Here is a 13877-nt window from a genome sequence, read left to right as displayed (position 1 = left end):
TTCGTCAGCTAACGGAATCCATTTATGAGTACAGAACCTAGTCAGCAGCACAGAGGCGGACCGTCCGCCACCACGACGATGTCGAGATCAGCGGCATCCTCGCAGGCGATGTCCTCGGCTCCAGCGGCCCCCATCTCCTGATGTGGCGGCGTCCGCCAGGGAATCGGCTTCGGCGGCATCTGCTCCAGCCGCTTTGCATCAGCGACGGCGCGGCGCGCAACTTTCAGTGAGCGGCAGACCAGCACGGCCTCCGCGTCGGTGCCGACCTCGAAGCCTGAGCCAATCGCCCTGATGCGATACGATGCCATCTTCGCCTCTCCCAACCCGCCAGCAACCAAACCCCGCGCGCCTTGTTCCTTGGGACTGTGGCAGGTCTAGTGTCGGCCATTGGCGGACGGCCGGGATGGTCAACGATGTCTTAACGCGCCATCCGCGCTGATCGCGTTTGCGTGCCGGTCCGGCACAAACCGGCGGAAGGGGCGCCCGGCGCTTGGAGAAATCCACAGACACGCACAGCGGCGGATGGGGAGGGGCGAAGAGCGAATCGGGAGTGGCAAAATTGCTCAGCGAGTTGCGCCCTGCTCGCGACTTCCTATTCGCCACTCGCCCCTCAATAATCGCGGAGTTCGTCTTCCTCGTTGATCAGCTGGCCGATGCTGCGCGGTGCCTTGCGGGGGATCGCGCTGGTCACATCGGGATCGCGCTGGCCATAGCCGTAGCGGCGCTGCTGGGCGCGCGAAGCGACCGCCTCGCCGGATTGCGCCGCCGGCTGGCAGATCAGGCGGCGGCTGGCCCGGCGCATCAGGTCCACATGAATATGGTCGTAATGATAGACGTTGGAACCTGGCGCCAGCACCGTGGTGAACTGCTGGCAGGCGCCGCCCTGCACGTCGCGCAGAAAGCCCTGCTCTTCCGGCAGCCCGATCCAGCCATCCTTGACGCTGATGCGGCGGCCGTCCGCCAGGGTGAAGGCGGCGATGTCGAGCGCATTGCCGAAGGCGTGCTCGGAAATATGCGCGCTCGGATTGCCGTTCATGCCGCGGCAGGAATAGGCCGAGATCTGCTTGATCTCGACCACCCGCATGCCGAACCAGCGCATCGCCGCGGGCTGGACCGATTCGGCGAGCCAGCGGTCGAGCGCGGACACGATCGGACAAGCCAGCGTCGCCGTCGGCTTCACCGCGACCGGACCAACCGCGCCCACCACATCACCGCGCGACGGGCCGAGCCGCGGCGGCGCGTCCGGCTGCTGCTGATAGGGACCGCGTGAAGCCGCAGGCTGGTTGCGATAAAGCGGCGCTGCGCCGCCGTCGGGAGGAAGATTGCTGTCGTCCTCGCCCGGCGCCGCCCCGGGCGGCTCGAGCCGCAGCGGCGCACCAGCGGGCGCGCCATAGGACGGCGGCGACGCGGCCGCATTCGATGGCGGATAGACAGGCTGTGGCATCACCTGCGGCCGATAGGTGGCCGGCGGTGGATAGGCTGGCTGTTGCGGGTTGATCGGCCAGCGCGGCTGGCCGCCGATCGCGGCCGGCGGACGCAGGCTCTCATCGGCAAAACCATAGCTCGCATTGGTCTCGCCGATCGCCGCCACCTTCAATGGGTAATCGGCGCCGCACATGCCCGGGCCGGAGATCGGCTCGATGCGGACGATATCGGCGCTCTCTTTCACGGCGCCGGATTTCAGGCAGGCGATCTCGGCCTCGGCCCGCCACGGTTCGCGCTCCTGGAAAAATCCACGGCCACAACCCGCAAGCGAAACAAGGACGATGGAGCCGACGAGATACAAACGAACTCCGCGCGTCATGTGCAGAGGTTTGCGGCAATTTGCTTAAGGACCTGTCAATGTCGTCTGTTGACGCCGCGGAAACCATGCCGCTGCGGGCGACATGCGATCGGCGGCGAAGCGGCAGCCGCGCTGTCTTTTTTGCCGAGGCCGAACGGCTATCATCACCGCGCGCTGCAGCAGCGCTGAACGTGAAAAACGGGAGCCGTGTCATGACCCTTGCCGGTCGGCTGAGCATGGTGATCGCCTATGTCGCGTTTGCATTCGTGGGCGCGATCGTGATCGGCCTGTTCTGAAGCGCCATCATCGCCACACGCGGACTTGCCACACGCGAACTTGATCGGCTGCCGTCGCGATGCGCGGGGCATTGACGGGCCATGCCAACCGTGAGCTGGATCACAGATACGCGGCGCTCGCGCACCTAGCGTTGCCTCAGGTTCACGACGCGGCCCGAGGGAGCTCAACCGATGAAGACCATGTTTCTGGCTGCTGCAGCCATCTTGATCGCGGGCAGCGCCGCACAGGCCGGCAGCTCGATCGCGTTCGATCTCGACGGCCGCAAGATCCGGGTCACCCTGCCCCGCAACTGCCAGTCGCTATCCTGCCTGCAGGTCTCCGGCATCGATCTCAGCGGCCTGAAATCCAAGTTCGATGACGACGACGCCCCCGCGAGCAGCACCGCTGCGGCAGCACCGGCTGCGGCGGCTCCTGCGACCGCCGCGCCCTCGACGCCCGCGCCCGTGGTCAACCCGCCCGTTGTCAACGCGCCTGCGCCCGTCACCGCGGCGCCCGTTGCAGCCGCGCCTGCTCCGCTCGCCCCGCCGGCGGCGGTGCAGATGCCGGCGGCGCCGGTCACTTCGAACGCCGCGCCGCCGGCCCCGGCCGCACCGGTGGCCTCGCCGGCGCCGGCCGCAACCACCGTCGCCGTAGCGCCCGCGGCCGGCCAGCCGGCACCCGCCGCGGCGGCGGACCCGAACTCACCGCTCGGCCTGTGGGCCACCGAAGGCGGCAAGGGCAATGTCGTGATCGAGCCCTGCGGCACGAACATCTGCGGCTTTGCCGAGAAGACCCGCGAGAAGATCCTGATCAACATGAAGCCGAAGGACAGCAAATGGGTTGGCCGCATCCACGATCCGGACGGCGGCGGCAACTACGACTCCACGATCGCGCTGAAGGGACCGAACACGCTGCGGGTCCAGGGCTGCGCCTTCGGCGGCTTGTTCTGCGGCGGGCAGACCTGGAAGCGGATCAGCTGAGAAACGGATCAGCTGATGACGTGTCGGCTGACATTGTCCCGCGTTGTCAGCGTCCCTCGTTGTCAGCGATACCAAGGCCCCGCCGGATCAGCCCCCGGCGGGGCCTTTCTTCATTGGCCGCGGCTCACGCCACCTTGGCCGGGATCGCCGGAGCAACGGAAAGCGCCGCGGGCAGCGGCAGCGACAGCCGCACGCGCAGGCCACGCGGCGCGTTGGGCATCAGCGCGAGGCCGCCATCGTGCTTCTTCATGATCTCCTGCGCGATCGACAGGCCGAGACCGAACCCGCCGGCCGAGCGCGCCTGGTCGAGCTTGACGAACGGCTCCAGCGCGCGCGCCTGCAGCGCCTGGGGAATGCCGGGGCCGTCGTCGGCGACCTCGATCGCAATCATGCCGTCAGTCGCGACCGACAGGCTCACCACCACCTCGCTGCCATGCTTGACCGCGTTCTCGACCACATTGGTGACGGCGCGCGACAGGGCCCGCGGCCGGCCTTCGCAGACCAGCCGCTGCGGCCCCTGATAGGTGACGGCGTGGCCGACATCGGCGAAGTCGCAGCAGATCGTCTCCAACAGGCTTGACAGCTCGATCCGCGCCGGCTGCTCGGCCTTGGTATCGTCGCGCAGATAATCCAGCGTCTCGTCGAGCATGCGGCTGACCTGGTCGATGTCGCGCAACATCGCCGCGCGCATGTCACCGTGCCCGATCCGGTCCGAGCGCAGGCGGAGCCGCGTCAGCGGCGTGCGCAGATCGTGGCTGATGGCGGCCAGCATGCGGGTGCGGTCGTCAAGCAATGCGCGGATGCGGGCCTGCATGTCGTTCAGCGCTTCGGCAACCTGGGCGATCTCCCTGGGGCCGCGGCCGCTGAGCGGCGCCTGCGCGGCCGGCGACCGGCCGAAGGCGGCAGCCGCGCGCGCCATCTCCGACAACGGCCGGATGATCGCTCGCGCCGCATAGATCGACAGCAGCACCCCGAGGATCAGAATGAGGAACAGGAACACGAAGGTCGGCTTCAGCACCATCGACCAGAACTCCAGCCGCGGCACGTCGTCGAACACCAGCGCGCGCTCGCCATCGATCTGGACGATGATCTGCGTCGGCGGCGGCGCGGCGCCGTAGCTGACGCCATGGAGCAAGGTGATGTCGCGCAGCACGCTGAGCTGGCGGCGGGCCAGTTGCGACGTCCAGGGCACGTTCCGCATCGGCCTGGCCAGCAGGGTCAGCGATGTCAGCGGCACCAGCTCGACCTGGATGCCGGAATTGCGCAGGCTCGACAGACTGCTGTCCACCGCCCCGGCATCGTTGGCGGCACGGACGAAGTGCACCGCCTCGGCCACCCGCGCGACGCCATAGGCGGGCGATTCCTGCTCGTCGGGGGGATCGAGGAACAGCAGCGCCGCCGCGATCATCAGCACCACGCCGAACAGCACCGACAGCGATGCCAGCGTCACGATCTGCGTGGTGAGGCCGACCCGTGGGCACGTCTTGTTGTCAGGCTTCATCGATGGTCTCGACCCTTGGCGTGAAGACGTAGCCGCCGAGGCGCACGGTCTTGATCAGGCTCCAGCTCTTGGCGCCGGGCTCGATCTTCTGCCGGATGCGGCTGATGTGAACGTCGATGCTGCGCTCGACCGGTCCGGCCTGGCCGCCATGCGCGAGCTCGATCAACTGCTCGCGCGACAGCACGCGACCGGCATTGCGGCAGAACGCCAGCAGGATGTCGAACTCGGCGCTGGTCAAGGTGATCTTGACGCGGTCGGGATCGAACAATGTGCGCGTCGCCGGCTCGATGCGCCAGCCGTCGAAGGTCATCGGCGCCTGCCGCGCCGCGATCACGGCGGGATGCAATTGCGAGCGGCGCAGTAGCGCGCGGATGCGCGCCACCAGCTCGCGCGGATTGAACGGCTTGACGACATAGTCGTCGGCGCCGAGCTCAAGCCCGAGAATGCGGTCGATGTCCTCGCCCTTGGCGGTCACCATGATGATCGGCACGGTCGAGACCTGGCGCAGCCGACGGCAGATGCTCATGCCGTCCTCATCGGGCAGCATCAGATCGAGCATGATCAGATCGACCTGCTCGCGCTGCAGGACATCGTTCATCGCAGCCGCCGAGGCGACGAAGCGCGGCGCGAAGCCATGCTCCTGCAACAGCTCGGTGAGCAGCGCCGCGATCTCGCGGTCGTCCTCGACGCAGAGAATGCGCGCCGCTGCCGGTATGTTTGCGTCGGCGGCCACGGCGGTATTGTGTGACGACATCATGTGCGGAACATGGTCGATTTGAGCCCAAAAGAACAGCCTGAAGCGGCCCCCGATCGTGGCGAAAGTAAGCTGTATTGTTAAGGCGGAAACATTTCTTCACGCGACTTAATCCTGCGCAATCGGCTTCCCGCCTAAGGCTTTGGGCATCAAACAAGTAACCAACAGGGAAGTCCTGCGGCGTGGCCGACCGACCGGCGCGGCCCGCTTCCGAACGCGATCGCCAGCCGCCGTGACACGCCTCCTGCTCGCATTAAGCCTCGCAGCCCCGCTGCTCGCCGGCTGCGCCGTCGGCCCGGACTACGTCACGCCGGATTTCGGCGTGCCGAACAGCTGGAGCAGCGACCGCGGCCGCCCGGCGCCAGCGCTGAAGCTCGCGCAATGGTGGCACAACCTCGCTGATCCGCAGCTCGACCAGCTGATCACCGAGGCTGTCGGCGGCAATCTCGACGTGGCCTCGGCCAAGGCGCGCATCCGCGAGGCTCGCGCCACCCAGCGCCAGGCGATCGGCGCCCTGTTTCCGAGCATCAGCGGCACCGGCTCCGCGACCGAGACGCGCAGCGCCAGTTCCTCGACGGGCGGTGTCGCGATCGGCCCGACCACCTACAGCCAATATCAGGCCGGCTTCGATTCGAGCTGGGAGCTCGATCTGTTCGGCGCCAATCGCCGCGCGGCTGAAGCCGCATCCTATGGCGTCGACGCGGCGGATGACGATCTGCGCGCGACGCTGCTCACCCTGATCGGCGACGTCGCCTCCAACTACATCGATGCCCGCGCCTACCAGGCGCGGGTGGCGCTGGCCAAGCGCACCGCGGCCTCGCAGCGCGAGACCGCCGCGCTGACCGAGCGCAAGCAGAACGCCGGTTCGGCGTCCGCCGTCGACACGGCCAAAGCGAACGCGCTCGCTGCCAGCACCGAGGCGACGATACCGACCTATGAGAGCTCCTATCAGCAGGCCGTGCACCGGCTCGGCGTGCTGCTCGGCCGCGATCCAACCGCGCTCAGCCTGCGGCTGTCGCGCGCCACGGTCATCCCCTCGCCACGTCTGCCGCTGCCCAAGGGCATCCCTGCCGACGTGCTGGTGATGCGGCCCGACGTGCGCAAGGCCGAGCGTCAGCTTGCGCAATATACGGCGAAGATCGGCCAGGCAACCGCGGCGCTCTATCCGGATGTCAGCCTCAGCGGCACCGTCTCGACGTCAGCGCTGAAGCTCGGCGACCTCGGCAAGAGTTCGACGATCGGCTGGTCGATCGGGCCGAGCCTCTCCGTCCCGATCTTCAATGGCGGCAAGCTGCAGGCTGCGGTCGAGGTCGCGGAGGCGCAGCGTGATCAATATCATGTCGCCTGGCAGAGCGCCGTGCTGAGCGCGCTGGAGGATGTCGAGAACGCCATCGTCAACCTCGCCCAGGAGCGCATCCGTATCCGCAGCCTGACGGAATCGGCGCGCCGTTACAGCGAGGCCGCCAGACTGTCGCGCTCGCTGTACGAGACCGGCTCCAGCACCTTCCTCGACGTGCTCGATGCCGAGCGCTCGCAATTCACCGCCGAAGACAGCCTGCTGGCAAGCCGGGCCACGCTGGCAAAGGACTACGTGGCGCTGGCCAAGGCGCTCGGCGGCGGCTGGACCGGCGCGATCGACAGCTCCGTTCCCATTGTTGTCGATGACAACACCGGTCCGCATCTGGCGCAGACTGTCGTGGCCAGGTCACCGAAGCGTTTTTCCGAAGAGATCAAACCCTCGCCATGAACGCGCCCCTGCCTCCCATGCCCCGACCGGCCGCAATCGACGGCAGCCTCTCGCCGCCGGTCAAGCCGAAGCCGCAGCGCCGCTGGTCACGACTGATCCTCGGTGCGGCCGTTGCGCTGGCAGTGGTCGCTCTGCTCGTTGCCCGCTACAGCAGAAATCCCAACGCCAATCTGGTCACGGCACCGGTCACGATCGGCGATGTCGAGCAGACCGTGCTCGCGACCGGCACCTTGAAGCCGGTCAAGCTGGTCGCGGTCGGCGCTCAGGCCTCGGGACGGCTGGTGACGCTCAATGTCGAGCTCGGCCAGAAGATCAAAGCGGGTGACCTGATCGGCGAAATCGACTCGCTGACGCAACAGAACACGCTGCGGACCAATGAGGCGGCGCTGCGCAACGTGCGTGCGCAGCGCGACGAGAAGATCGCCACGCTGGCGCTTGCCGAGGCCAATATGGCGCGGCAGCAGGTCACGCTGGCGCAGAAGGCGTCCTCGCGGGCGGATTACGACAGCGCCGAAGCGACCGTGAAGCAGACGCAGGCCCAGATCGCGCAGCTCGATGCGCAGATCGCCGAGGCCGAGGTCGCCATCGAGACCGCGCGCGTGAACCTCGCTTATACCAGGATCACCGCACCGATCGACGGCACCGTGCTGTCCATCGTGACCCAGCAGGGCCAGACCGTGAATGCGGTGCAGTCGGCGCCGACGATCGTCGTGCTCGGCCAAGTCGAGACCATGACCGTGCGCGTGGAAATCTCCGAGGCCGATGTCGTCAAGGTCAAGCCGGGACAGAACGTCTACTTCACGATCCTCGGCGATCCCGACCGCCGCTTCCACGCGACGCTGGGCTCGATCGAGCCGGCCCCGGAATCGATCAAGACCGATTCGAGCTTCTCATCGACATCGACGACGACATCGAGCAGCAGCTCGTCCTCCTCCACCACGTCCTCGGCGATCTATTACAACGGCGTCTTCAACGTTGCCAATCCGGATGGGCAGTTGATGACCTACATGACCGCCGAGGTCCACATCCTGCTCGGTGAGGCGCGCAAGGTGCCGACGATCCCGTCCTCGGCGCTGGGCAATGTCAATCCGGACGGCAGCTATACGGTCCGTCTGCTCAATGGCGCCAGCGCGTTGGAGAAGCGCAACGTGCGCATCGGCCTCAACAACAAGATCCGGGCCGAGGTGAAGTCCGGCCTGAGCGAGGGCGAGCGCGTCGTCATCTCCACGCCTGAGGAAGCTCCGAAGCAGACCGTGATGCCACCGCCGGCGTCCTCCGGGGGGCCATGATGGCAGAGCTGCTGATCGACCTGCAGAATGTCGGACGCCGCTATGCCTCCGGCGACAGCACGGTGCATGCCTTGCGCGGCGTCGACATCCAGATCGCACGCGGCGAGATGGTGGCGATCATCGGCCAGTCGGGCTCCGGCAAGTCGACCTTGATGAACATCCTCGGCTGCCTTGATCGGCCGACCTCGGGCAGCTACCGGATCGCCGGCCGCGAGATGAGCTCGCTCGATCCGGACGAGCTCGCGGCGTTGCGCCGCGAGCATTTCGGTTTCATCTTTCAGCGCTACCATCTGCTCGGCGAGCTGACCGCCGCGCAGAACGCCGAGGTTCCCGCCGTCTATTCAGGGCTCACGCAGGCTGCGCGACGCCACAAGGCCGAGGCGCTGCTGCGGCGGCTCGGCATGGGGAGCCGCATCGATCACCGGCCAGGCCAGCTCTCGGGCGGCCAACAGCAGCGTGTCTCGATCGCCCGCGCGCTGGTCAACGATCCCGACGTCATCCTTGCCGACGAGCCGACCGGCGCGCTCGATCGCGCCAGCGGCGAGGAGGTGCTGCGCATCCTCGACGAGATCAGCGCCTCCGGGCGCACGGTCATCATCGTCACGCACGACGCCGGCGTCGCGCAGCGGGCGCGGCGCATCATCGAGATCCAGGATGGCCGCGTCATCTCCGACCGGCTCAATTCGCGTGGCCCGACACAGGCTCAGACCACCGCAGCCGAAGTCCCGGCGGCCTCCGCATCGTCATGGTGGCGCAGCTATCTCGATCGCTTCCGGGAAGCGGCGCGGATGGCGCTGCTCGCCATGAACGCGCACCGGATGCGCGCCTTCCTCACGATGCTCGGGATCATCATCGGCGTCGCCTCCGTCGTGCTGGTGCTGGCGCTCGGCAAAGGCTCGCAGGCGCGCGTGCTGAAGGACATCAACCGGCTCGGCACCAACACGCTGGAGTTCTTTCCGGGCAAGGATTTCGGCGACACGCGCGCCAACAAGATCAGAACCCTGGTGCTCGCCGACGCCAAGGTCATGGCAGAACAGCCCTATGTCGACGCGATCTCGCCGACGGTGTCGACCACCAGCACCCTGCGTTTCGGCGCCATCGAGGTCAGCGCGCAGGTCTCGGGCGTCGGCGAGCAATATTTCCGCGTCAAGAATACCGAGCTCGCGGAAGGCAGCTATCTCGACGCCGACACGGTGCGGTCCTACGCCCAGGACGCGGTGATCGACGACAATGCGCGCAAGGCGCTGTTTCCGGATCCGGATGTGAGCCCGCTCGGCAGTGTGGTCCTGATCGGCAAGGTGCCCTGCCGCGTCGTCGGCGTCACCAAGCAGCAGCAGGCCGGCTTCGGCTCCAGCTCGACGCCGATCGTCTATCTGCCCTACACCACCGTGCAGGCCCGCTTCATCGGCAACCAGGTGCTGCGCAGCATCAGCGTGCGCGTCGACGAGGCGACGCCGATGGCTGCCGCCGAGCGCGCGGCGACGGCGCTACTCACCGCGCGCCACAACGCCAAGGATTTCTTTGTCCTCAACACCGACGACATCCGCAAGACGGTCGAGAGCACCACGCAGGTGCTGACCCTGCTGGTCGCGGCCATCGCCGTGATTTCGCTCCTGGTCGGCGGCATCGGCGTCATGAACATCATGCTGGTGTCGGTGTCGGAGCGCGTCGGCGAGATCGGCGTACGCATGGCGGTCGGTGCCCGCCGCAGCGACATCCTGATGCAGTTTCTGATCGAGGCGGTGCTGGTCTGCCTGCTGGGCGGCGCCCTGGGCCTCGGGCTCGCAGTCGGCTTCGGCTCCATCTTCAATGCACTCGATGTCGGCTTTCAGCTGATCTATTCACCGCTGGCCATGGTCGGCTCCGCGGTCATCTCGATGGCGATCGGGATCGGCTTCGGCTACATGCCCGCACGCAGCGCGTCGCGGCTCGATCCGGCGACAGCGCTGGCGCGGGAATAGGCCAATCTGTGCCCCCGTGGCCCTGCCGCTTGCCGGGAGAGGTCGGGTTGCGTCTTCCGCGGTTCGCCTCAAACCGCCCGCCGTCTGCGCGCTGCCGCTACCGTTTTGCGGCCATCTGCGTGTTCGTTGCGGCGTCCTGAGCGACCGCGCCCTTGTCGACCCATTCGGGCGGCGCGCCGAGCCGGTTGGCGACCATGCCGATCAAGCCGGGATCGCGGCCGAACGCCTCGCACGCCGCGTGCTTTGGCTTTCCTCCCAGCGCGGCGCCGATCCGTTGGATCGACGGCAGCTTCGGCGCCTTGCCGAACGGCGTCTCGCCGGTCACCAGCATCTGGCCGAAATCGGCGCTGAACGAGGCAGCCAGATCATAGGCGTCGCCGGCCTGTGACAGCACCGGCGAATTGGTGAACGAATTGGCGCCACGCGCCCACACCATCGCAGCCTGCTGACGTCCCTTGCGGTCGACCGCCTCGGCTTCGACCGTGAGGCTGCCGAGGCCGATCGGCAGCCGCGGCACCGGCACGGGAACGCCGAGCGCACCGGGCACGGCCGAGACGACCTTGGACGCCCCCGCCGCGACCGGGTCGGTCGCCGTCGCCTGGGTGATGAAGGTGCGCGTCGTCAGGTCGGCCTTCTCATATGGAGCGACGACCGTGAAACGTTCGCTCAGATTGAGGCACAGCGCGCGATCGACGGCATTGGCGACCAGCCGGCGCTGCTCGTCGCTCAGAACCTCGTTGGCCTGTCCGGAAAACGACGTCGGCATGATGCGGATGGTCGAGGCCGCGAGCACCGCGTCCTTGTCGACGTTCAGCACGGACTTGGCGAGAACGCCGTTGGATTCGGACAGCGTCTGATAGGACGCGAGCGCCCCACTCTGCGTCATCGGCGCGGTCGCGCAACCGGCCAGGCCCAGGGCCGTGCAGAGCATGGTCACGCGAGCAGCGGCCGGCGTGTACGATCTCACCCAACACGCGATGTCGACCTCGACCATGCCCGGACCGCCTTCACGCCTCTCATGTCCGCCTCTGCGGACGGCGCATCGTTCTCATCCGACAATTCGGACAGCATAGGGCGGAAGCGTGGAGAGATGTTACGAAATGGCGCGAACCGCGGAGAGAGTGCGGCGCGCGTGTCGCGAGCATGGCGTTGTCGCGACAGGCAAGATTCGATGCAGAAGCCCATCTGCCGAGAACGATCTTCTATCGGGCTGATCGGCAGGACAACTCATCGAGACGAGCCACGCAGCGACAGCGCCGATGTCCCCTCTCCCCTCGTGGTCCACAACGGGAGAGGCTCAACCGTTCGCGAAGCTCACCGCGTGCCTCGGCTCGACCGCTTGATCCTCTGAGGGCTTGTGAGAATGCTTGTCCCGGCGGATCACCCCAGCAGCTTGTCCAACGTGATCGGCAGGTCGCGCACGCGCTTGCCGGTGGCGTGATAGACCGCGTTGGCGATGGCGGCGGGGACGCCGACGATGCCGATCTCGCCAAGGCCCTTGATGCCCATCTTGTTGATGATGCGATCCTCTTCCTCGACAAAGATCACCTGGATGTCGTGAACATCGGCATTCACCGGCATGTGATACTCGGCGATATTGGCGTTCATGATGCGCCCGAAGCGATGGTCGATCCTGGCCTCTTCATGCAGCGCCATGCCGATGCCCATGACCACGCCGCCCATGATCTGGCTCGACGCCGTCTTGGTGTTGAGGATCCGGCCGGCGGCAACGGCGTTGACGATGCGCGTCACCCTGACGACGCCAAGCTCTTCGTCGATCTTGACCTCGGCGAAGATCGCCGCGTGGGTGTTGTGGGCGTGCTTGTCGTCCTCCTTGAATTCCGAGCCGCGCTCCTTCTCGATGCGATCCATGCCGCCATGGCGCATGACGTCCGCCATCGCAACCGACCGGCTGCGATCGGCAATCGCGACAACGGCACCATCGGCCAGCGTCACCTCGTCCGCCGTGAGCCCCAGCAGCGGCGAGCCCGGCATGGCTTGCGCGATCGTCAACAGCTCGGCGCGGATGTCACCGGCCGCATTGACGATCGCGTGCGAGATCGAGGCCGCGGTCCAGGAACCGCCCTCGACCGGCGCCTTTGGCAGAGTGGAGTCGCCGAGCTTCACGGTGATGCTGTCGAGCGGCACGCCGAGCATGTCGGCAGCGACCTGCGCCATGATCGTGTAGGTGCCGGTGCCGATGTCGGACGTCGCGCTCGCGACCTCGACATGGCCGTTGGCCGTCATCACGATGCGCGACGCGAACGGCATCTGCATCGCCTCCCAGGCACCGCTCGCCATGCCCCAGCCGACCAATTCACGTCCCTCCCGCATGGAGCGCGGCTCCGCGCCGCGCTTGGACCAGCCGAAGGCTTCGGCCCCCTGCTGATAGCACTCGCGCAGCCGCTTGCTGGAGAACGGCAGGTTCTTGTCCTGGTCGCGGTCGGAGTAGCAGCGCAGCCGCAACGCCAGCGGATCCATCTTCAGCGCAACCGCGAGTTCGTCCATCGCGCATTCCAGCCCGTACACGCCGCTGGCCGCGCCCGGCGCGCGCATGTCGCCCGGCGTCGGGACGTCGAGCCTGGCCAGCCGATGCGTCGCGCGCGATGTCTCGGATGTATAGAGCACGTCCCCCCAGCCGATATCGTTGCGCGAAAACGCCTCGTGCTGTGACGTCATCGCGATCGCCTCATGCGTCAGCGCCGTCAACCCGCCGTCCCGATTGGCGCCGATCGCCAACCGCTCGATGGTCGCCGGGCGATAGCACAGGCCGTACATCTGGGCGCGGCTGAGCACGACGCGCACCGCGCGCTTCAGCTTGAGCGCGGCCATCGCAGCGAGCACGACCTGATATTGCGGCCGCAGGCCGGAACCGAACGCGCCGCCGACGAATGGCGACATCACCTGGACGTCGTCCTCCTTCAGCTCGAACACGCCGCAGACATAGCGCTGCACATTCTGCACGCCCTGGGTCTTGTCGTGGACCACGAGCTTGCCGCCGTCGCGCCAGAGCACTGTGGAGGCAAACAGCTCCATCGGATTATGGTACTCGACCGGAACACCGTATTCGGCATCATGGCGAACGGGTGCGCCGGCGAGGGCACGGGTCGCATCGCCGCGCGGCTTGATCGGCTTGTCGACCTTGAACGCCTGCTCGCGCCGGGCATGCAAGTCGGTCGCGAAATCCTCCGCCTGATACTTGACATCGACCAGCGTCGCAGCATAGCGGGCCGTGTCCTCGTCCTCGGCAACGACGAGCGCGACCGGCTGGAAGTTGAAATGCACGCGGTCGTCGTAGAGCGGACGATAGGGTGAGCCGCCCTCGGGCGCGACCTCGTCGCGATAGCCATCGTCCTTATCGGCCATCCTGACACGGTTGGTGTGGGTGATGACGTCGATGACACCGCCGACCGCGCGGGCGCGGCTGGCGTCGATGCTGGTGATGCGCCCCTTCGGAATGGTGGCGCTGACCACGATTCCGTAGGCGAGATCAGGCGCGGCGAATTCGGCGGCATATTTGGCGGCACCGGTGACCTTGGCGCGGCCATCGACGCGGGAGGTGGCGGAGCCGATGCGAGCTGTCATG

At 67.1% G+C, this 13877-nt stretch carries 11 protein-coding genes; 5 read left to right on the top strand and 6 right to left on the bottom strand.

Annotated elements, in window-relative coordinates:
- Nucleotides 1-41: 41 nt before the first annotated feature.
- The gene (locus tag HL671_RS30625; protein WP_012046066.1) at nucleotides 42-308 is read right to left on the bottom strand and encodes a hypothetical protein; all 267 of its coding nucleotides are present in this window, start codon (nucleotides 306-308) and stop codon (nucleotides 42-44) included.
- A 302-nt stretch (nucleotides 309-610) separates the two neighbouring features.
- Nucleotides 611-1804: an extensin-like domain-containing protein gene (locus HL671_RS30620; protein ID WP_041750958.1), complete on the bottom strand. Its 1194-nt coding sequence runs from the start codon at nucleotides 1802-1804 to the stop codon at nucleotides 611-613.
- 65 nt (nucleotides 1805-1869) lie between these two features.
- Between HL671_RS30620 and HL671_RS30615 the strand changes: the two genes are divergently transcribed.
- Together HL671_RS30615 and HL671_RS30610 are read left to right on the top strand one after the other, a co-directional pair.
- Nucleotides 1870-2079: a hypothetical protein gene (locus HL671_RS30615; protein WP_210264165.1), complete on the top strand. Its 210-nt coding sequence runs from the start codon at nucleotides 1870-1872 to the stop codon at nucleotides 2077-2079.
- A gap of 171 nt (nucleotides 2080-2250) precedes the next feature.
- Nucleotides 2251-3039: a DUF2147 domain-containing protein gene (locus HL671_RS30610; RefSeq protein ID WP_172241544.1), complete on the top strand. Its 789-nt coding sequence runs from the start codon at nucleotides 2251-2253 to the stop codon at nucleotides 3037-3039.
- A 124-nt stretch (nucleotides 3040-3163) separates the two neighbouring features.
- Here HL671_RS30610 and HL671_RS30605 read toward each other — a convergent pair whose 3' ends face one another.
- The gene (locus HL671_RS30605; protein WP_012046070.1) at nucleotides 3164-4540 is read right to left on the bottom strand and encodes an ATP-binding protein; all 1377 of its coding nucleotides are present in this window, start codon (nucleotides 4538-4540) and stop codon (nucleotides 3164-3166) included.
- Nucleotides 4530-5297 (bottom strand): response regulator, encoded by a 768-nt coding sequence (locus tag HL671_RS30600; protein ID WP_012046071.1) that lies wholly within the window; start codon nucleotides 5295-5297, stop codon nucleotides 4530-4532. The genes HL671_RS30605 and HL671_RS30600 overlap by 11 nt, the downstream gene beginning before the upstream one ends.
- 229 nt (nucleotides 5298-5526) lie before the next feature.
- Here HL671_RS30600 and HL671_RS30595 point away from each other — a divergent pair, with 229 nt between their 5' ends.
- The 3 genes from HL671_RS30595 to HL671_RS30585 are packed head-to-tail and all read left to right on the top strand — an operon-like array spanning nucleotide 5527 to nucleotide 10291.
- Nucleotides 5527-7041, top strand: a complete 1515-nt coding sequence (locus tag HL671_RS30595) for an efflux transporter outer membrane subunit (RefSeq protein WP_172241541.1) — start codon at nucleotides 5527-5529, stop codon at nucleotides 7039-7041.
- Nucleotides 7038-8330 carry an efflux RND transporter periplasmic adaptor subunit gene (locus HL671_RS30590; RefSeq protein ID WP_012046073.1) on the top strand — a complete coding sequence of 431 codons (1293 nt, stop codon included), beginning with the start codon at nucleotides 7038-7040 and terminating at the stop codon, nucleotides 8328-8330. The genes HL671_RS30595 and HL671_RS30590 overlap by 4 nt, the downstream gene beginning before the upstream one ends.
- Nucleotides 8330-10291: a MacB family efflux pump subunit gene (locus HL671_RS30585; RefSeq protein ID WP_172241538.1), complete on the top strand. Its 1962-nt coding sequence runs from the start codon at nucleotides 8330-8332 to the stop codon at nucleotides 10289-10291. The genes HL671_RS30590 and HL671_RS30585 overlap by 1 nt, the downstream gene beginning before the upstream one ends.
- Nucleotides 10292-10388: 97 nt before the next feature.
- Here the strand turns inward: HL671_RS30585 and HL671_RS30580 are convergent, their stop codons facing one another.
- Both HL671_RS30580 and HL671_RS30575 read right to left on the bottom strand, forming a co-directional pair.
- Complete coding sequence (locus tag HL671_RS30580; protein WP_172241534.1) at nucleotides 10389-11285, bottom strand: DUF3313 domain-containing protein; 897 nt, start codon at nucleotides 11283-11285, stop codon at nucleotides 10389-10391.
- Between the two features lie 386 nt (nucleotides 11286-11671).
- Nucleotides 11672-13876, bottom strand: coding sequence for a xanthine dehydrogenase family protein molybdopterin-binding subunit (locus HL671_RS30575; RefSeq protein ID WP_172241531.1), 2205 nt, complete (start codon nucleotides 13874-13876; stop codon nucleotides 11672-11674).
- Between the last annotated feature and the right edge of the window lies 1 nt (nucleotide 13877).

This window comes from Bradyrhizobium denitrificans (assembly GCF_013179005.1).
In the GTDB taxonomy this organism is placed as follows: domain Bacteria; phylum Pseudomonadota; class Alphaproteobacteria; order Rhizobiales; family Xanthobacteraceae; genus Bradyrhizobium; species Bradyrhizobium denitrificans.
Note: the sequence above shows the minus strand (reverse complement) of the source record. Positions and strands in the feature narration are given on the sequence as shown.